The following is an 18,680-nucleotide window of genomic DNA, read 5'->3' on the forward strand; positions in this document are numbered from 1 at the left end:
GATGAGTATAGAGAAGGGATCCGACCACCTCCTGCGCAGTTGTCCTGCTGACGCCCACTTGTTAAGGTTGCCGCCTGCCTCGATCAAGGAGATCCAATGTTACCCCTCCCCGACTCATTTATCTGGGGCGCGCTGGCGCTGGCCGTGCTGCTTGCCCTCTTCCGCCAACGTCTTCCCGCCTTGGCCCTGCTAGGACTCTCCCTGCTGCTGGCACTGTGGCTTGACCGAATGACGCTACCCGCCCTGCTGATCTCGGTCGCAGGATTACTGCTGGCGTGGCGTACGCCAGCCCTCCCCGCCCGCTGGGCGATAGCGGCCAGAGTGGTGCTGATCCTCTGGGCGATTGCGCTGACCCTGCACCTGATCCCCGGCTTCAACAATCTCAAGGTGCTGGATCAGGCGCTGGCAGGCCCCGCCAGCGTGCCGTTCAACATGTATCTGAACCTCGACAAGCCGCTGCTGCTCTTTGGCTTGCTGCTGGCCTGCCCGATGCTGCTGGGTAAGGGGGGCGCAATCCGCTGGCGCTCTTTGGCCCTGTTGCTGCTGCCGCTGGGTGCCCTGCTGGTCATCGCCTGGCAGTTGGGGGCACTGAAACCGGAAGTGGGTCTGCCCCACTGGTGGTGGCTGTTTGCACTCAACAATCTGCTGTTCACCTGTGTGGCGGAAGAGGCGCTGTTTCGCGGCGCGATCCAGCAGGGGCTGACCGAGCGTTACCGCCCCTGGATTGGCATCGTCGTAGCTGCGCTACTGTTCGGAGCCATCCACCTGCCCGGTGGCCCACTGCTGGCGCTGTTTGCGACCCTGGCAGGCTGCTGCTATGGCCTGGCATTCCAGCTCAGCGGGCGACTCTCCGTGGCCATCCTGATCCACTTCGCCTTCAACTTCGCACATCTGGCACTCTTCACCTATCCGCTGGCCCACCACTAACGCCTGCAGGCGCCCGACACGGGCGCCTTCTCGCGAAACGCCCTCTCTTCAAGCGTGCTGCCTTGCTCGCTTTACAGCCCCACAAAGCTCCAAACAAAACCAATTCATTTACTTGTAACGAAAATGTAAACAAACTGACCTCTGCATTCGCCATAACAGTCACTTTCCATTGCCCTGCAACCAAAAGGATCCTGTGATGCAGAAAACCCTCAGTTATGCCGCCCTGCTGCTGGTCAGCCAGTTCCCGCAACTGGCACTGGCCGATACCGATGTCTATCTCACCAACAACAGTCCTGAACCGCTTCAGATCGACATCCGCCAAAGCGGCAGCGGCCAGCTGCAACCCGGCAGTCAGTGGCTTCAGCACCGCACAGAGCTGGGCCCATGGGAGAGTGCCATGGTGCTCAGCTTCAATCGCTATGAGGGGGTCAAGGCGGGCAAGAGCTATCTGTTCGAAACCCGCGTGACTACAGCGAGTGGCGATGTCTATCGGCTCAACCAGCTGATGGAGGGAACCTGGTGGAACACCACCTTGCAGCACGGTGGCGAGACGCCGACCAGCGCATCCGGCTGGCAAAACGACAGGGAGATCCATCGCGTGGCGGGGCCACAAGAGCTGGCCTTTGCCGCCAAGTTCACCGGCCGCTACGACGATCTGCACTATATGATCACGTCCCCCCAAAAACGGGAGCAGCCGGAACCGGCAGAAAACAGGCTCAAGGTGGCCAGCTACAACGTCTGGGCGCTGCCGGTGATCGCCTCCAGCATCGGTGAGCGGCTGGCACTGCTGCCAGAGCATCTCAAGGGCTATGACGCCCTGCTGCTGCAAGAGGTGTTCGATGGCCGCCGCGAGGGCTTTTTGCAGGCGCTGGCGAAAGAGTATCCCTACCAGACCAAAGTGCTCGACAAGCCCGGGGTAAACGTCCACGACGGCGGTGTAGTGATCGTCAGCCGCTATCCGATAGTGCGGGAGGCACAGCTGGTCTATCCCCAATGCACCGGCACCGACTGCTTCGCCGACAAGGGGGTGATGTACGCCGAGGTGATCAAGGGGGGCAAGGCGTGGCACCTGTTCGCCACCCACACCGCCAGCTTCGACACCGACGAGGCGCGCAAGCTGCGCCAGATCCAGTTCGGCCAGATCCGCGCTCTGGCTGCCAGCCTGAAGATCCCCACTAGCGACACCGTCATCTATGGCGGCGACTTCAACGTCAACAAACGCAAGTTTGCCGATGACTACGCCGGCATGCTGGCCAACCTCAATGCCGATGAGCCGACCTACGGCGGCTATACCGAAGCGACCTTCGATCCCAGGATCAACCCCTATGCCGGTGGGCCGCTCTCGGGCGGAGCCAACGTCGAGTATCTGGACTATCTGGTGGTGAGCCGTGAGTACGGCGCCGTACGCCACAACCTCAACACGGTCTGGATCCCCCGCAGCAGCGCCGCCAGCCTCTGGCCCGCCAGCAACCTCTCCGATCACTTCCCGGTCAAGGGAGAGATCAGCCGATGACTCGCCGTTACGGGATACTGGCGCTGGCTATCCTGACCCTTTTGCTGGTCAATCTGGGCTGGCAGGAAGAGCAGTCCCCGATATCGCCAGAACGGTCGGAGACTCCCTCTCTGGCCGATGCGCAGTTGCCAGCAGAACCGGGGAGCCCGCCTCCCCGCATGCCAAACGCTGAGGGGATGGATGGCAAAAGCAAAGAAGTGCCCAGCAGCTGGCAGGCGATGCCGGATGAACTGATCAACCAGCTTGCCAGCGAGATCAGCGACAGCGAGTTGCCGCTGGCGCAGCGCGTGAGCAATCTGGAGGCAACAGAGGCCGGGTGGCTGAGCGAGGGCGAGGGCGAGAGCCTGATCCGGTTACAGGGGCGCTATGCCCTGGCGCTGGATCAGTTGGCGCAGGAGAGCGAGCAGTTGCCGCTGGCCGAGCGGCTGGACGCCCTCAGCCGCTTGCAGGATCGGTGGGCGGCGGATCATCCGGATCTGGCGGTGGATCTGTTCAACCCGGATGCCCGCCTGCAGCAAGCCCGTCAGCTCTGGGGAGATGAGGATCTGGCCCCCCTGGCCCGTCACTTCCTCCCCGCAGAGCAAGCTGAAGCCACGCTGGCGTTTGCCGAGGCGCGCCAGCAACAGCTCGATCAACGCAGTCGTTACCAGCGAGAGCTGGCCGAGCTGGAGCAGCAACTGGCGATCAGCCAACAGCAGATGGATCCTGCGCTGTGGCAACAACACAAGGAGGAGGTGTTGAGCCAGTGGCGTCGTGACTTCTTCGCGCGGGAGCAAGGCAAACCCTGAGGTCAGCGCTTGCCCTTGAACTGCTTGACGCTGCGTTTGGCCTGAGTACGGCGATTGGCCTGCTTGTCACGAGGGGGGCGCTTGCCCTCCCCGCTGGCAGGCTGGTCGGTAACCGGGAATCCCGCCAGATCGCCCAACGGCAGCTCGCGGCCGGTCAAGGTGCGAATGGCTTGCAGCATGTCACTCTCGCCATGACAAACCAGCGAGATGGCCAGCCCCTCGCGGCCAGCCCGGGCGGTACGACCGATGCGGTGTACATAGACGGGGGCGCTGGCGGGCAAGTCCAGATTGATCACCACCGGCAGCGCCTCCACATGGATGCCACGCGCCATCAGGTCGGTGGCCACCAGCACCCGAATTTTGCCCTCTTTGAAATCGCTGAGCGCCTGCTCGCGCACCACCGGCTCCTTCTCGCCATGGAGGGCGGCCACCGCAATGCCCGCCTTGGCCAGCTTTCTGGCCACCCCGTCGGCATCATCCCGCGCACTGATAAAGACCAGCACCTGCGGCCACGCCTGCTCCTTGAGCAGGCTGATGAGCGCCGGCACCTTGCTGCTCTTGTTGACCAGATAGAGCCGCTCTTCGATCTCGTTTACCACGCTGTTAAGGGGGTTTGCCTCGATACGGTTAGGATCGCGCAGCAGGCCGTTGGCCAGCGCCTCCAGCTCGGCAGGCAAGGTGGCGGAGAAGAGCAGGGTTTGGCGATCCGCCGGAATAAAGCCGAGCAGCGCCTTGATGTCGGGAGCAAAGCCCATCTCCAGCAGGCGATCCGCCTCATCCAGCACCAGCAGTTGTAAACCATCCAGCCCCAGCAACTGTTGGGTCAGCAGATCCCGCAGCCGCCCCGGCGTCGCCACCAGCAGCTGTGGCCCCAGCGCCAGCTCGGCCTGTTGCCGCTCCTGCGCAACGCCCCCACACAGCGTCACGATACGCAGCCCCAGCGCCTCGGCGCCCTCTTCAAGCGCGGCAGTGACCTGAGTCGCCAGCTCGCGGGTTGGCACCAGCACCAGACCCTGCACCTGACTGGAGGAAGGATCCAGCCGTTGCAGCAGCGGCAAGCCAAACGCCAGGGTCTTGCCGCTGCCGGTCTGGGCCAGCGCCAGCAGATCCTGCCCCGCCAGCGCAGCCGGAATGGCCAGCTGCTGGATGCGGGTCGGCGTCTGCAAGGTGGCGGGCAAAGAGGCAAGCAGAGCGGGATGGAGGGCAAGTTCGCTAAAGGTCATGGCGCTACGTCAACAAAGAAGTGGGAGGCGAAGTCTAGTGAGCGGGGGCCGAGAAGTAAAACCCTATCCATGATGGCCGGCCGAGGGGCGCTGGCGACGGGCTGACTACACTTTAGCTGACCCATCACCAAGAGAGACACGCCATGACCAGACACATCCCCCTTATGCTGCTCGTGGTCACCCTGCTCGGCAGCGCGACTCTCGGCCTGTCGCAGACTCCGGAAAACGACGCTGCCCCCGAGCCGCCGAAACAGGTGCGCATCCTCAATGCCCACCTTGGCGAGCTGCCGGGGCTGATCAATGCCGACAAGACAGGCCCCTTTGTCGACCTGGTGCACGCCATCGATGACCTCTACCCCGATGTAACCATCAAGATCACCATCTACCCCATCGCCCGTGCCATGGCTGGGGTGATCTCCGGCAAGGCTGATCTGGGGCTGCCCGCCATCCGCAACCTCAAGGATATCGATATGCTGGCTTATCGCTTCAGCACCCGCAGTTTTGGCAAGGTTGCCCATGTGATTTACAGCAATACCGCCTATCCGGTCACCACGGATATGGCCTATGGCATAGTGCCCACCAAACGGGATCTGCTGATCGAGGCCGTACCCGACTATATGCCCTTCCCGGTGCAGCGCTCGATGAGTATCGAGCAGTCACTGCGCAAGCTTTCACGCGGCCGTATCGACGCCTTTGTCTGGGCACAAGAGGAGGCCGACCTGATGCTCAAGCAGCTGGGGCTGACCAATATCAGGCGAGAATTTTTCGGAGATTTCGAGGATGTCTTCATCATCCAGAAAGGGGCAGCAGGTGATGAGATGGACGAATTTCTCCGCCAAGCCATCGATCAGCTGGCTGCCACCGGCAAACTGGCCGAGATCTACGAGAAGATCCACCGCCCCTATGTGGAGTGGCAACCCTCCCCAACCGCCAAGGCTGAACCGGCGACCACCCCGCCAGCTACGCCCTGAACGGACAATTCCCGCATAAAAAATCCCGCCGAAGCGGGATTTTTTATGGCTTGCAGCCTTACAGCACGGCCAGCGCCGCAGCGTAGTTCGGCTCGTCGGCCACTTCGGCGACCAGCTCGCTGTGCAGCACCTTGTTGTCACCATCCAGCACCACGATGGCGCGAGCGGTCAGACCGACCAGCGGACCGGAAGAGAAGGCAACGCCGTAATCTTCCATGAAGGCCGCACCGCGCAGGGTGGAGAGGGTCACTACCTTGTCCAGACCTTCGGCGCCGCAGAAGCGGGACTGGGCGAACGGCAGATCGGCGGAGATGCACAGCACGACAGTGTTCTCCAGCGCGCTGGCCTGCTCGTTGAACTTGCGCACAGAGGTCGCGCAGGTCGGGGTATCGACGCTCGGGAAGATGTTCAGGATTTTGCGCTGACCGGCAAAGCTTGCCAGGGTCACGTCGGAGAGATCCTTGGCCACCAGTGAGAAGGGCTTGGCTTGCTCACCGGCGACCGGGAAGTGACCAGCGACGGAAACCGGGTTGCCTTGCAGAGTGGCTGAGTTGCTCATGTGTTATGTCCTTTATTGGTGTAGTAAAAATCCGGGAGATCAGTATAGGGGCGGCGGGACCAGACAAACACCCGCGAAGACAAGGGATATAAAGGGGTTGACCTTGGACTTAACACCAAGGTTTAGACTCCTTCTCGGTAATCAAGGATCTCGCAGGGGCGGGATCCATCAAGAGGGACTCATCATGAGCAAATCCTGCTGCAATCATCAGCACGCCGCCCCCATCAAGGCCGTCAGCAAGGCGGCCCCCGGCCAGAGTGAGCATCACCACGATAGCCACTGCTGCGACAACACCACGCCCGTCAGTTGCTGTTCAACCCAGACGCCTCATGAGCACGCATCCCGTGACGGCAATGAATCCCCCGGGGATGAAGAGCCTCCCCGAGGAGGCTGTCACGATCAAGCGTGCTGCAGCACCCCCTTATCGCCAGCTCACGATCATAAACATGAGCATGAGCATGAGCATGAGCATGAGCATGAGCATGAGCATGAGCACGATATACCCCCTGCCGACCCGCTGGTTGCACCGGTACAAGGCAACAGCCGCCACAGCTGGCAGGTGTTGGGGATGGATTGCCCCAGCTGCGCCCGCAAGATCGAGACCGCCGTCAGCCGGGTGAGCGGCGTGCAGCAGGCCCGCGTGCTGTTTGCCACCGAGAAGCTGGTGGTGGATCTGGCCCCCGGTCTCTCCCCCGATCCCGTCACCGCCGCCGTGCTGGCCGCCGGTTTCCAGCTAAAGGGGGAAAGTGCTGACAAGCAGGCAGCTGGCCGTAAGCAAGCTTCACAACAACCCCTGCAGGGCAATCTATTCGGTAACTTTTTGGGCAAATATTGGCAGCCCCTGTCACTGGCCGGCCTGATGCTGGTCGCAGCCCTGCTGCCGAAAGAGTTCGGTCAGCCGCTCTTTACCCTGGCGACCCTCTGGGGACTATGGCCCATCTCCCGCAAGGCGTGGGCGCTGACCAAAAGCGGCTCCCCCTTCGCCATCGAGACCCTGATGACGGTCGCCGCCGTGGGGGCCCTGTTCCTCGGCGAAACCGCCGAAGCGGCCATGGTGCTGCTGCTCTTTATGCTGGGTGAACATCTGGAGGCCTACGCCGCCGGACGCGCCCGGGCCGGAGTGACCGCCCTGATGGCGCTGGTGCCCGACAAGGCGCTGCGCATCCGTACCACTGCCGAGGGCGAGGTGCGCGAAGAGGTCGGCGCCGATGAGCTGCGTCCCGGCGATATCATCGAAATCGCCCCGGGTGCTCGCCTACCTGCCGATGCCCGCCTGCTCGATGAACTCGGTGCGTTTGACGAGAGCGCCCTGACCGGTGAGTCTATTCCGGTGGAACGCCGCCAGGGTGACAAGGTGCCAGCCGGCAGTCTGGCGGCGGATCGGGTGCTGCGTCTTGAAGTCGTCTCCGAGCCCGGCAACAACGCCATCGACCGAATTTTGCACCTCATCGAGGAGGCCGAAAGCCAGCGCGCCCCCATCGAGCGCTTTATCGACCGCTTCAGCCGCTGGTATACCCCGGCCATGATGCTGGTCGCCCTGCTGGTGGTGCTGGTGCCACCCCTTGCCTTCGGCCAGAGCTGGGACGAGTGGATCTATCGCGGGCTGGCGCTGCTGCTCATCGGCTGCCCCTGCGCGCTGGTCATCTCCACCCCGGCAGCGGTTACTTCGGCACTGGCCGCCGCCACCCGTCAGGGGGCGCTGATCAAAGGGGGGGCCGCACTGGAACGACTGGCCCATATCGACACCGTAGCCTTTGACAAGACCGGCACCCTGACGCTGGGCAAGCCGCAACTGACCGAGCTGGTGAACCTCAATGGCCAACCGGAGACCGAGTTGCTGGCACTGGCGGCTGCCATCGAGCAGGGCTCCCACCACCCGCTGGCCCGCGCCGTGGTCGCCAACGCGACCGAACAGGGGCTGACGCTGGCGGAGGCCCGCGACCTGCGCGCTCTGCCGGGCATGGGGGTTGAGGGACGCATCAACGGTGAACTGTGGCAACTGCTGGCACCGAGCCGGGTGGCAGCCCTGAATATGGAACAGCAAACCCGGATTGCTTCGCTGGAGCAGCAGGGCAAGACCGTTGTGGTGCTCTGCCAGAGCAGCGATGCTCAGGCGTTGCCGGTTGCCCTGCTGGCGCTGCGGGATCAGATCCGGCCGGAGGCGGCAGCCGCTCTGCAAGAGCTCAACCGGCTCGGGCTCAACAGCATCATGCTGACTGGGGATAACCCCCGCGCTGCCGAGGCCATCGCCGGTGAACTCGGGATGGGCTGGCGTGCCGGCCTGTTGCCGGAGGGCAAGGTCGATGAAATTGCCAAGCTCGCCAGCTCGCAGAAAGTCGCGATGATCGGCGATGGCATCAACGATGCCCCCGCCATGAAGCGGGCCAGTATCGGCATCGCCATGGGGGGCGGCACCGATGTGGCACTGGAGACGGCCGATGCGGCGCTGACCCACAACCAGCTCGGCGGTATTGCCGCGATGATCCGGCTGTCGCGGGCGGCACTGGCCAATATTCACCAGAATATTGCGCTGGCGCTGGGGCTTAAAGCCATCTTCCTGGTCACCAGCCTGCTCGGCATCACCGGCCTGTGGATTGCGGTGCTGGCCGATACCGGCGCCACCGCACTGGTGACCGCCAACGCCTTGCGGCTGCTGCGCAAGCGTTAAGCTAGCCAATGGCATCCCAGCCAAAAGCCGTCCCCCAACCGGGACGGCTTTTCTTTTTCCTCTCACGGCACCCCGTAAAAGAAAAAGCGCGCCTGCCGGTCGGCAGTCGCGCTTTGCTTACTCTCTCGGAGTTATCCCACCCTTGGCAAGGTGGAATTCAACCCGGGGGCGCCGAGCCATCCCCCGGACTCAATGGCTTGCTTACTTGACGCTGCACTCCTGAATGACGGCTGTGCCCGCCTTGACGCCAGCCGGATCAACCTTCACCAGCACACTCCACAGCCCCTGCGGCAATGTGATGCTGTTATTGGCACTGCCCCCCTTGGAGAAGGCGAACGAATAGCCGGTTTCAGCGTTCACCGCGCCGCCACCGTTGAGCAGGTACTCCTTGCTCCAGTCCTCGTTGGCCACCTTGAACTCGGTGCTACCTGTGTAGTTGAACGCAGCCTGATAGATGGCGAGATCGCCATCCTTCCCCTTGTAGCTCAGCTGGTACTGAGGTTGAGCGGCCCAACCGGAGAGCTCACCCTTGATGAACAGGTTGTAGCCGAGCGGATTGCCCGCCACCGTATCCAGCACCTTGCAGCTCTGCACCGGCTCGGTGAAGCTGACGCTCAGGGTCGGTTTGTCCTTGTTCATGGCGGTGAAGACAAACTTGTAGCTGCCTGCCTTGGCCAGATCGACACCGATATTGCCGGTTTCTCCCCCCTTGCAAAGGGTCAGCGGAGTGCCAACCACCAGCTTGTCACCGGCGTTGCAGCTGCCGTAGTTAATGCTCCAGCCAGAGTCCGCCACCTTCAATTCGGTGTTACCAAGCTGCTCCGCCGTCACTTCTGCGCTGAACTCGTACATGAAGTTACTGGTAAATGTCAGCGGATTCTTGTCGCCAAAACTGGGGTCCAAGAAGCCCTTCAGATAGACATCGGTATTGCCAAACGGTGGCAGGGTGCTCAGGTCGGTCTTCTTGCTGACCGGCAGGCCCGCGCCCTGAGCGCCATTCTGCGGCTTGACGAACACGGCGGCAGACCAGGCCCCCAGCGTCAGCTGGCCGTTATCATAGGCGGCGCCGCTGGCGATGCTGTCGACTGCGCGATGCTTGCTGCCAAGCACCATACCGCTCAGATCGATGGGCTGGTCGTTGCCGTCACGGAAGTCGCCGATGCTCTGGCGCTGGTTGCTGGCGTTGATCATCACCACCAGACCGTCGATGGCGGGATCCAGATCCGCCCCGGCACTGACGCCATCATCCACCGTCATGACGATAAGGCCGGGCACCTGATCCGGGCCGGTATTGCGGAAGTCGACCCGCTTGATCACCTCGGCACCGCTGCCCAGACGCAGCAGGCGGGAGGAGTTGCGCAGCTCCGCCAGCTCCTGATAGAAGCTCACCATCTGCGCCATCTCGGCCGAGCCCGGCTTGGCATGCTTGCCGAGCACCTGCTCGATCAGCGGATAGTTGTCGCCATCCTTGTCCTTGCGCGGCAACCCCTTGTCGAAGTTGTTGTCGCCCAAGGTGTAGTCGACCTTGTTGTACCAGTCGCCCGAGTCATAGCTGTCCCGCTCCATGGATTTGGATCGCAGCAGCTCGACACCGGCGTGGGTGAAGGGAATGCCCTGCCCCAGCATGGCAGTCGCCAGCGAGACCCCCTGCATCCGCACCAGATCGGCTCCGGCAGGCGCCTTGTAGATCAGGTTGTCGAACAGGGTCTGGTTGTCGTGCTTGTCGACATAGTTCTGCACTTCCACCGGATCCTGGGCATAACCGGCGCTCTGACCGTTGTAGTCGATCTCGGCGCCTTTCTTCGGCATGCCATCCTTGTCGGTCAGCACGAACTCCTTGAGGTTGCCCGCCATGCCGAGGCGCACCAGATCGGACTGGTGCAAGGCCGTTGCCAGATCCACTTTGTTCATTTCGTTAGGATCGACGAAGGCACCGTTGCCAAAGCCCTGGGTCTTGCGAATGGTATCACCACCGTCGAACGGACTGCCGCCGCGCACCGCATCACGCAAACGGTCGGAGAAGGAGCCGATGCCGGTACCGCCCAGATGTTTCTGGGTCGCCTGCACGAAGCGCTTGTCATCCTGAACCTCGCCGAAGTTCCACCCCTCGCCGTAGAAATACATCTCGGGATTGACCTTCTTCACCGCGGCCAGCGCCTGCACCATCTGATCTTTCGGGTGGTGGCCCATCAGGTCGAAGCGGAAGGCATCGACCTTGTAGTCCCGTGCCCAGGTGACCAAGGAGTCATCCATCAGCTTGGCGAACATGGCGTGTTCCGGCGCCGTGTTGGAGCAGCAGGTGGAGTTCTCCACCGAGCCGGTCTCCGGATTGAGGCGCTGATAGTACCAGGGCACTATCTTGTCGAGCACCGACTTGGGACCGAGCCCGGACTCGTTGGTGTGGTTGTAGACCACGTCCATCACCACGTTCATGCCGATGTTCTGCTTGATGGCCTTGACCATCTCGCGGAACTCCAGAATACGTTTGGTACCCTCGGCGTTGGTGGCGTAGGAGCCTTCCGGCGTGGTGTAGTGGTAGGGGTCATAACCCCAGTTGAAGGAGTCGACGCCGCGCAGATAGCCGGAGAGCTCCTGCACCTGCGGATTATCCTTGCTGTCGCCCCCTTGCAGGTCGGCCAGCACATCTCCCACGGTCTGACCGCCACCGCAATAGCCACCAAATCTGGATGTTTTCACATCCGGATTGACCTGACAGAGCTTGCTGAAGTCATCGCCGAGATTGGCCACCTTGGCCGGGTCCTCGTTGACGGTGGCGATATCGAACACCGGCAGCAGGTGCAGGTGGCTGACGCCGCTTTTTGCCAGCGCTTTCAGATGGTTGACCGGTACAGAGTCGGGCTGGGTCAGGCCGACAAACTTGCCGCGCTTCTCTTCATCGGTGGAGGCATCGTTACCGGTCAGGTCACGAACATGGGCCTCATAGATGGTGATGTCGGCGGGGTTCTGCTGGCTGTGAGGCGCCTTGAGGCTGTCCCATCCTTCCGGTTTCAGGGCCGGATCGTCGAGATCCACTACCTGACTGAACTCGGAGTTCATCGCGAGGCTCAGGGAGTAGGGATCGGTCACCTCGTAGTGCTCAACCTTGCGGCTCAGCGGGTGGTAAACCTCCATGTCGTAGCGGTAGAACTGGCCGATCAGCTCGCTGCCCCCTTCGTAACTCCAGCTGCCGCTAGCGCTGTCGAAAGTCATGGCCACTTCACCACTCTTCTGGTGGCTGGCGTTGTAGAGGGCCAGCTTGACCGACTTGGCGGTCGGCGCCCAGAGGCGGAAGGTCACCCGGTTGCCCTCTACCACGGCGCCATAGCTCAGCTTGGTCGCCTCGGGAGCATAGAGCGCATCGAGGGCGCCGGCGCTCTGCACCAGGGTCGCTCCTTGCAGGATACCGTCGGCATCGGTGCCGATAGCCACCAGTTCCCCCTTGAGCAGGGGCTTGAGATCTTTACCGGCAGGCAGGGCAAAGGCGGCGGCATCCTTGAGATGCGGATATTTGGCCTGCTGCTCGGCAGTCAGGCTGGTCGCGGTCAGGCTGATATAGGGGAAATCGAACACCCCATCGGCATTGGCCTTGATGGTGCCCGAGTCGGTGTAATAGAGGCGAACGTGGGGCTTGTCCTTGCCCCCTTGCCAAATCAGGGTATTGCCATCGATAAGATGAGCGCTGGCCCCCGCCACGCCAAAGGCGGCGGTAAAGGCTTCGGCACGGCTGCCAAACAGATCTTTCTTGCCCGCAACGATGGCCACGGTGCGATCCGGGTGCTCACTGAAGATCACCTTCATATCGCTGCCGGTCAGGTTGGCCAGATCGCCGTTGCGAGCAATAAAGTTGATGCACCCTTCCACCTTGTTGAGCGGTACGACCCAGGCCGGACCAAAGCTGTCGGCAGTAGCAGGTGTCTTGCCCTTGTCATCCCACCCGGTATTCAGGCCGCTATCAGCGGTAGCGTTACAGGCATCGTTGTTCCAAAGGTGCAGGCTGTGGCTGTCAAATGGTGCCTTGGCGCCTTTGGCTGCCGACTGGGTATCCACCAGCGCAATGACCACCTGATTTTCGCCGGCAACCAGCAACTCTTTCGGGGGATCCATCTTGGGCAGACGAGCGACAGGCCCATCGGTGACTTCAGGTGTAGGCGGTGTAGGGGGGACGGGGTTCACACCGGAGGCATCAGAGCTGTTGTCATTACAGCCAGACAAAAGCGCGAGCAGTGAGGCTGTTACCAGCGCCACTTTGGTCTTTTTCATATCCATATTTTTATAATTCCCGCTGTAGTTAGTCTCGATAGTCGAGCACCCGGTCATTGCCAGGCGGTGCCATATTAATCAGCGGCAATCGATTCAAATGTGAGCGGAAGGGCAAAAAAACCATCCAGTTTCAACAAGATAACGTTTTCAGACTGAAACTTCGATCCGGCTCACAGACCTCGCGGCCATTTGGCCTCATATCTGGAAAACAGCAGTCACGGGGTCAGAAAAGCAATGTCTGATCAAGTGGATAGACAAGGAGTAAACAATGAAACGGATTGAAGAGCAGGCAAGACGACTCGATCAGGAGTATCAGGCGATCGGGCAGCTGTTCGACCAGTTTTGCCAGCAGGCTGGCGCCCTGGCCGAACAGTATCACTTCTTCAACTGGCCCGATTATGAAGACTCGCCCCCTCTGAGCCGCGCCTTCACTCTGCTGGGGGAGCCCCGCGAACTGCGGCTGCGCTGTCAGCCTGGCGAGCGATCCGCCCTCAATGGACTGATCCAGGTGGTCTCGGAGGATGGCACCATAGATGCCAGCCTCGGATTTCGCGCCGATGGCCAGCTGCTGCTGGAGTCGGGCAAGCTGCTGGACAACCCGCCCGGACTGCTGCTCAAGCTGCTGCTCGGCGCTGTGTGGCAACACAAGCCCCAGGATGAAATCATCGGGCAGCCGCACTGACATCAGGGAACCAACGGCACTGAAACCAGGGGGCCAAGACCCCCTGTTTGCTTTCATTCGGTCGCGATCTCGATGGTCACATGCACCAGCTCTTCATGGATCGCCAGCCGCTCGCGGATCTGCTGCGCCGGTAGCGGATTGACCATCAGCAAAGAGAGCACGCAGGCATACTGCTGCTGCCCTACCCGCCAGACGTGCAGATCGCGGATATCAATACCCGGCAGCTCGGCAATCACCTCGCGGATCTCCGCCACCAGCGGGGTATCCATCTCGGCATCCAGCAGCACCCGACCGGAGTCGCGCAGCAGACCCCAGGCCCACACCGCGACCACTCCGGCACCCACTATGCCCATCAGCGGATCCAGCCAGTCAGCGCCCCACAGCATGCCCCCTACCAGCGCCAGAATCGCCAGCACGGAAGTGGCCGCATCCGCCAGCACGTGGATATAGGCGGCGCGCAGGTTGAGATCCTGATGGCCGTGGTGATCGTCATGGTCATGATGATGATCGTGGTCGTGATGCTCATGATGGTGGTCATGCCCATGGTGATGGTGGCCGTGATCATCCTTGAGCAGCCAGGCACAGGCGAGGTTTACCAGCAGCCCCACCAGCGCGATAGCGATCGCCTGTTGATAGTGGATCGGGCTGGGATCGAGCAGCCGGAACACCGACTCGAACAGCATCATGCCGGCTACCCCCACCAGCAACAAGGCGCTTGTGAAGCCACCCAGTACCTCGATCTTCCAGGTGCCGAAGCTGAATCTGTGGTCGCGGGCAAAATGGCGGGCGGCGCGATAGGCCAATACCGAGAGACCGAGCGCCAGCGCGTGGGAGCTCATGTGCCAACCATCGGCCAGCAGCGCCATGGAGTTGTAGAACCAGCCGCCGCCGATCTCCGCCACCATCATGATGACAGTGAGCAGCACGGCCCAGCGGGTCTTCTGTTCGGCCAGCGGATTGCCCTCGTGGATGACGGGTTGATGACAGTGTGATTGAGCGAGGGATGACATGGATTTCTCCTGAGAGCGATGATGCAATATACTATACCCCCGTATAGTTTTATTGATCGAGAGGATCCTGCATGTCCCACACCATTCACGACAAAAAGAAGCTGCTGGCACGGGTGCGCCGCATCAAGGGACAGGCCGGTGCGCTGGAGAGCGCGCTGGAGCAGGAGAGCGACTGCGCCGCCATTTTGCAGCAGATCGCCGCCATCCGCGGCGCCGTCAACGGCCTGATGCTGGAAGTGCTGGAAGGACATATGCGCGAGCATCTCGGCGCCCCCGATGCCACCCCGGCCGAGCGGCTGGAGGATCTGGATCAGGTGGTCAGCGTCCTGCGATCCTATTTGAAGTAAGCAGGATCGCGGCACCATCCCTTCAGGCTCGACCAGCGTCGGGCTTGAGCCACCGCCAGCTTTGCGCCATGATGTCCAGCCCGGCTGACCGCCGGTTTTACTGGACAGTCAATTTCAAGGATCCCCCATGTTTGAACACGTCGATGCCTATGCTGGCGACCCCATCCTGACGCTAGTCGAGACCTTCCACAAAGACACCCGCGAGCAGAAGGTGAACCTGGGGATCGGCCTCTATTACGACGAGCAGGGGCGCATTCCGCTGCTGCCGTCGGTGCAGCAGGCCGAAGCCCAGCGCGCCGCCGCCCCTGCCCCGCGCCCCTACCAGCCGATGGAAGGCGCCGCCAACTACCGCACCGCAGTGCAACACCTGCTGTTTGGTGCCGACCATGAAGCGGTCAAGGCGGGACGTATCGCCACCATCCAGACCATCGGCGGCTCCGGCGCCCTGAAGATCGGGGCCGATCTGCTCAAGCGCTACTTCCCGACCTCCGAGGTGTGGGTCAGCAATCCTACCTGGGATAACCACAAGGCGATGTTCGAAGGTGCTGGCATCAAGGTGCACGACTACCCCTACTACGATGCGGCCACCGGCGGTGTGCAGTTCGATGCGATGATCGACTGCCTGAGCACTCTGCCGGCCAAGAGCATCGTGCTGCTGCACCCCTGCTGCCACAACCCGACCGGGGTGGATCTCTCCCGCGCCCAGTGGGATCGGGTGATCGCGCTGGTTGTCGAGAAGAACCTGATCCCCTTTATGGATATCGCCTATCAGGGCTTCGGCGACGGGCTGGAAGAGGATGCCTACGCCATCCGCGCCATGGTGGCTGCCGGTGTCAGCTTCTTCGTCAGCAACTCGTTTTCCAAGAACCTCTCCTTCTACGGCGAGCGCTGTGGCGGTCTGTCGGTCATCTGCCGGGATGCCGAAGAGGCAAGCCGGGTACTGGGCCAGATGAAGGCCACCGTACGCCGCAACTACTCCAGCCCTCCCACCCACGGCGGCCAGATCACCGCAGCGGTGATGAGCCAACCCGAGCTGCATGCCATGTGGGTCGATGAAGTGACCGAGATGCGCACCCGCATCAAGGGGATGCGCCAGAAGCTGTTCGAGGTGCTGAGCACCAAGGTGCCGGGCCGCGATTTCAGCTACTTCATCAACCAGCGCGGCATGTTCAGTTACACCGGTTTCACCCCGGAGCAGGTAGATCGCCTGCGCGAGGAGTTCGCCGTCTATCTGGTGCGCTCCGGCCGCATGTGCGTGGCGGGCCTCAACAGCCGCAACGTCGACTATGTGGCTGACGCCATGGCGGCAGTGCTCAAGGGCTAATCCGCACCAGCCCCGCTCAAGCGGGGCTTTTTGTCTGTTTCATTCGCTTGTGGAGTCTTTATGGATCTGATCGCACTCTCTCGACTGGGAGGTCGCCATCTGGTCACCCTGCACCTGCTGCTCGACAACCAGAGCGTCACCCGCACCGCCGAGCGACTCTGCACCACCCCTTCCACCGTCAGCAAGACCCTCAACCAGCTGCGGGATCTGCTGGGGGATCAGCTGCTCTATCGCCAGGGCAACCAGCTGCTGCTCACCCCTATTGCCGAGCGACTGGCCCCCACCCTGCATCGACTGTTGGGGGAGCTGAACGGCCTCACTCGCCAGAATGCCTTCAACCCCCAGCAGTGGCAGGGCAGCTTGCGGCTCGGATTGCGCGAGAGCGTGATGACCTGGCCGGTAGGCCCCATTCTGGGTCAGCTGATGAAAGAGGTGCCGGGCATGGTGCCGGAGATCTGGAACAAGGATGAGCAGGGGCTGGAGGCGCTGGCAGCGGGCAAACTAGACTTCGTGATCCTGCCCCATGACCAGAGCCAGCCATTGCCGCGCCAGCCCGGGCTGGTGTGGGAGACCCTGCGGGAAGAAAAACTGGTCTGCCTGCTGCGCAAAGACCACCCGGCGCTCGCCAAGCCCTGGGATCTCGATGCCTACCTGAGCTGGCGCCATATCGCTATCCGAGATCAGGAGCTGGCCAACCCCTTCTTTGAGCAGAGCCTGGCCCAGCAGCAGGTGCGTCGCCAGATTGGCGCCACCCTGCCCGATTTTGCCAGCGCGGCGGCCCTGCTGCCCCAGACTGACCTGATCCTCACCGCCATCGGTGGCTGGGCGGCCTGCATGGCCAGTCAGCCGGATCTGGTGATGCGTCCGGCACCGTTCGATTACGGCAAGGTGAGTCACAGTCTGGTCTGGTATGGCCCGGCCGGTGATGGCTCGGCCCGCCACTGGTTCCGCCAGCGGCTCCTGCAACTGGGTCGCGAATTGATTGAGCCCTGAGCCGGACGACAGCGAGCAGAGATTGATGTTTCACCGCAGCGAAACATCAACAGCAAGTAGGGACTAGGGACGTTTGGTGTAGATAGGGCTGGGGAAGTGGGAGACATTATTGCCCAGCTCGGTAATGCGGGCCGCCCCCTGTTTTTGCACCTGATCGATGCGCAGCACCTGATGCATGGGGATCATGGTGTGGCGGACATCGGCAAATTCGTTTTTGAGCTTCTCGTGGCTGGGGTCGACGATAAGCGCCGTGTGATTGTCCCACACGAAGTCGGCGATCTCGATAAAGCCGAACAGCTGACCCTGATTCACCTCGCGCACATACACTTCGTAGCGCTCGCTGTGGCAAATAAACTGAACCCGATATAACGCCTTGCTTTCACTCATGATTATCTGTCATTGAGGGGTAAGAAGATGGCCATTATTCTAGCCGCCGTTCTCGCCCCCTCCAATAGACAGAAATCACAGTTGCGGCCTTTCCATGCAGCACCTCACGCCATGACGGTCACCGGATGACGCAGCTACTCAGCCCATCAAGGCAGGCAGTGAGACAGGCCCCAATCCCGCTGCACGCAAACGGCTGGCCAGCTGTTCCAGCTCGGTTTGGTGAGCCTCTGGCCATTGCGCCGCCGCCCCCCGCACCCCGTGGTGGCGAAAGCCGTTGAGGCGAATGGGCACAGGCCCAAGCTGCTGCAAGAAGGCGGCGAGATCCGCGTCCAGCTCACCACTTGCATCCAGAAAATCGCTCTTGCCCGGCACATGGAGCAGCCGCAGTTCGGTCAGCTTGCCGTGGCGTGCCAGCAGTTGCAGCGACCCCAGCACCCGCTCGCGGCCATAGCCGGTCAGGGTGTGATGCACCGAGTCGCGCCACCCCTTGAGATCGAGCATGGCGCCGTCGAGCACCGGCAATAGCCGCTGCCAGCCGGTTTCGGCCAGCGAGCCGTTGCTGTCGAGCAGGCAAGTGAGATGGGTCAGATCCGGCGTGGCCTTGATGGCGGCAAACAGCGCAACCACGAAGGGGAGCCGGGTGGTCGCCTCACCACCGGAGACGGTAATCCCGCTCAGCAAGGGGCCGTAGCGGCGCAGCAGGGCCAGCACGTCGTCCACCGTCATGGTTGTGGTCTTGGGATTGGCACTGCGCGGGCAGGTCTCCAGACAGGCGTCGCAATCGGTGCAGAAAGTTGCCTGCCATTGCACCTTGCCCTGATTGAAGGTGAGGGCGCCGCTCGGACAGACCGCAAGGCAGTCGCCGCAATCGTCGCACAGCCCGATGGTGTGCGGGTTGTGGCAGCCGGGGCAGCGAAAGTTGCACCCTTGCAGAAACAGCACCAGCCGGTTGCCCGGACCGTCGACACAGGAGAACGGCAGCACCCTGCTTACCAGGGCGCTGCGTGTTGGCAAGACATCAGCCATCG

Annotated in this window: 15 protein-coding genes; 9 read left to right on the plus strand and 6 right to left on the minus strand. The window is 62.0% G+C overall.

Annotated elements, in window-relative coordinates; translation table 11 throughout:
* Positions 1-96 precede the first annotated feature (96 nt).
* From A9G06_RS05065 to A9G06_RS05075, 3 genes are all read left to right on the plus strand, one after another.
* Positions 97-927, plus strand: a complete 831-nt coding sequence (locus A9G06_RS05065; RefSeq protein WP_069554464.1) for a CPBP family intramembrane glutamic endopeptidase — start codon at positions 97-99, stop codon at positions 925-927.
* Between the two features lie 196 nt (positions 928-1,123).
* Entirely contained in the window at positions 1,124-2,440 is a 1,317-nt protein-coding gene (locus tag A9G06_RS05070) for a sphingomyelin phosphodiesterase (protein WP_069554465.1), read from the plus strand.
* Positions 2,437-3,228 carry a hypothetical protein gene (locus A9G06_RS05075; protein WP_069554466.1) on the plus strand — a complete coding sequence of 264 codons (792 nt, stop codon included), beginning with the start codon at positions 2,437-2,439 and terminating at the stop codon, positions 3,226-3,228. Before A9G06_RS05070 ends, A9G06_RS05075 begins: the two co-directional genes overlap by 4 nt.
* A gap of 2 nt (positions 3,229-3,230) precedes the next feature.
* On the opposite strand, the gene A9G06_RS05080 is transcribed toward A9G06_RS05075, so the two are convergent.
* A complete protein-coding gene (locus A9G06_RS05080; protein ID WP_069554467.1) occupies positions 3,231-4,451 on the minus strand; it encodes a DEAD/DEAH box helicase in 1,221 nt (406 codons plus the stop codon).
* A gap of 143 nt (positions 4,452-4,594) precedes the next feature.
* Between A9G06_RS05080 and A9G06_RS05085 the strand changes: the two genes are divergently transcribed.
* The gene (locus tag A9G06_RS05085; protein ID WP_069554468.1) at positions 4,595-5,422 is read left to right on the plus strand and encodes a transporter substrate-binding domain-containing protein; all 828 of its coding nucleotides are present in this window, start codon (positions 4,595-4,597) and stop codon (positions 5,420-5,422) included.
* Positions 5,423-5,480: 58 nt separating this feature from the next.
* Here the strand turns inward: A9G06_RS05085 and tpx are convergent, their stop codons facing one another.
* A complete protein-coding gene (gene tpx, locus A9G06_RS05090; RefSeq protein WP_069554469.1) occupies positions 5,481-5,981 on the minus strand; it encodes a thiol peroxidase in 501 nt (166 codons plus the stop codon).
* A 184-nt stretch (positions 5,982-6,165) separates the two neighbouring features.
* Between tpx and A9G06_RS05095 the strand changes: the two genes are divergently transcribed.
* A complete protein-coding gene (locus tag A9G06_RS05095) occupies positions 6,166-8,649 on the plus strand; it encodes a zinc/cadmium/mercury/lead-transporting ATPase (protein ID WP_069554470.1) in 2,484 nt (827 codons plus the stop codon).
* Between the two features lie 201 nt (positions 8,650-8,850).
* Here A9G06_RS05095 and pulA read toward each other — a convergent pair whose 3' ends face one another.
* Positions 8,851-12,915 (minus strand): pullulanase-type alpha-1,6-glucosidase, encoded by a 4,065-nt coding sequence (gene pulA, locus A9G06_RS05100; protein ID WP_139126157.1) that lies wholly within the window; start codon positions 12,913-12,915, stop codon positions 8,851-8,853.
* A gap of 262 nt (positions 12,916-13,177) precedes the next feature.
* Between pulA and A9G06_RS05105 the strand changes: the two genes are divergently transcribed.
* Positions 13,178-13,591, plus strand: a complete 414-nt coding sequence (locus A9G06_RS05105) for a hypothetical protein (protein ID WP_069554472.1) — start codon at positions 13,178-13,180, stop codon at positions 13,589-13,591.
* Positions 13,592-13,644: 53 nt separating this feature from the next.
* Here the strand turns inward: A9G06_RS05105 and dmeF are convergent, their stop codons facing one another.
* Positions 13,645-14,601, minus strand: a complete 957-nt coding sequence (gene dmeF, locus A9G06_RS05110) for a CDF family Co(II)/Ni(II) efflux transporter DmeF (protein WP_069554473.1) — start codon at positions 14,599-14,601, stop codon at positions 13,645-13,647.
* A 71-nt stretch (positions 14,602-14,672) separates the two neighbouring features.
* On the opposite strand from dmeF, the gene A9G06_RS05115 reads away from it, so the two are divergent.
* From A9G06_RS05115 to A9G06_RS05125, 3 genes are all read left to right on the plus strand, one after another.
* Positions 14,673-14,948, plus strand: a complete 276-nt coding sequence (locus A9G06_RS05115; RefSeq protein ID WP_058058594.1) for a metal/formaldehyde-sensitive transcriptional repressor — start codon at positions 14,673-14,675, stop codon at positions 14,946-14,948.
* A gap of 127 nt (positions 14,949-15,075) precedes the next feature.
* On the plus strand, positions 15,076-16,272 hold the full coding sequence (locus tag A9G06_RS05120) for an amino acid aminotransferase (protein ID WP_069554474.1): 1,197 nt from the start codon (positions 15,076-15,078) through the stop codon (positions 16,270-16,272).
* Between the two features lie 60 nt (positions 16,273-16,332).
* The gene (locus A9G06_RS05125; RefSeq protein WP_069554475.1) at positions 16,333-17,265 is read left to right on the plus strand and encodes a LysR family transcriptional regulator; all 933 of its coding nucleotides are present in this window, start codon (positions 16,333-16,335) and stop codon (positions 17,263-17,265) included.
* Positions 17,266-17,328: 63 nt separating this feature from the next.
* Here A9G06_RS05125 and A9G06_RS05130 read toward each other — a convergent pair whose 3' ends face one another.
* Both A9G06_RS05130 and A9G06_RS05135 read right to left on the minus strand, forming a co-directional pair.
* On the minus strand, positions 17,329-17,652 hold the full coding sequence (locus A9G06_RS05130) for a DUF1820 family protein (protein WP_033114015.1): 324 nt from the start codon (positions 17,650-17,652) through the stop codon (positions 17,329-17,331).
* A gap of 138 nt (positions 17,653-17,790) precedes the next feature.
* The gene (locus tag A9G06_RS05135; protein ID WP_069554476.1) at positions 17,791-18,678 is read right to left on the minus strand and encodes a YjjW family glycine radical enzyme activase; all 888 of its coding nucleotides are present in this window, start codon (positions 18,676-18,678) and stop codon (positions 17,791-17,793) included.
* Positions 18,679-18,680: the final 2 nt, after the last annotated feature.

Source organism: Aeromonas sp. DNP9 (assembly GCF_001728955.1).
Lineage (GTDB): Bacteria > Pseudomonadota > Gammaproteobacteria > Enterobacterales > Aeromonadaceae > Aeromonas > Aeromonas veronii.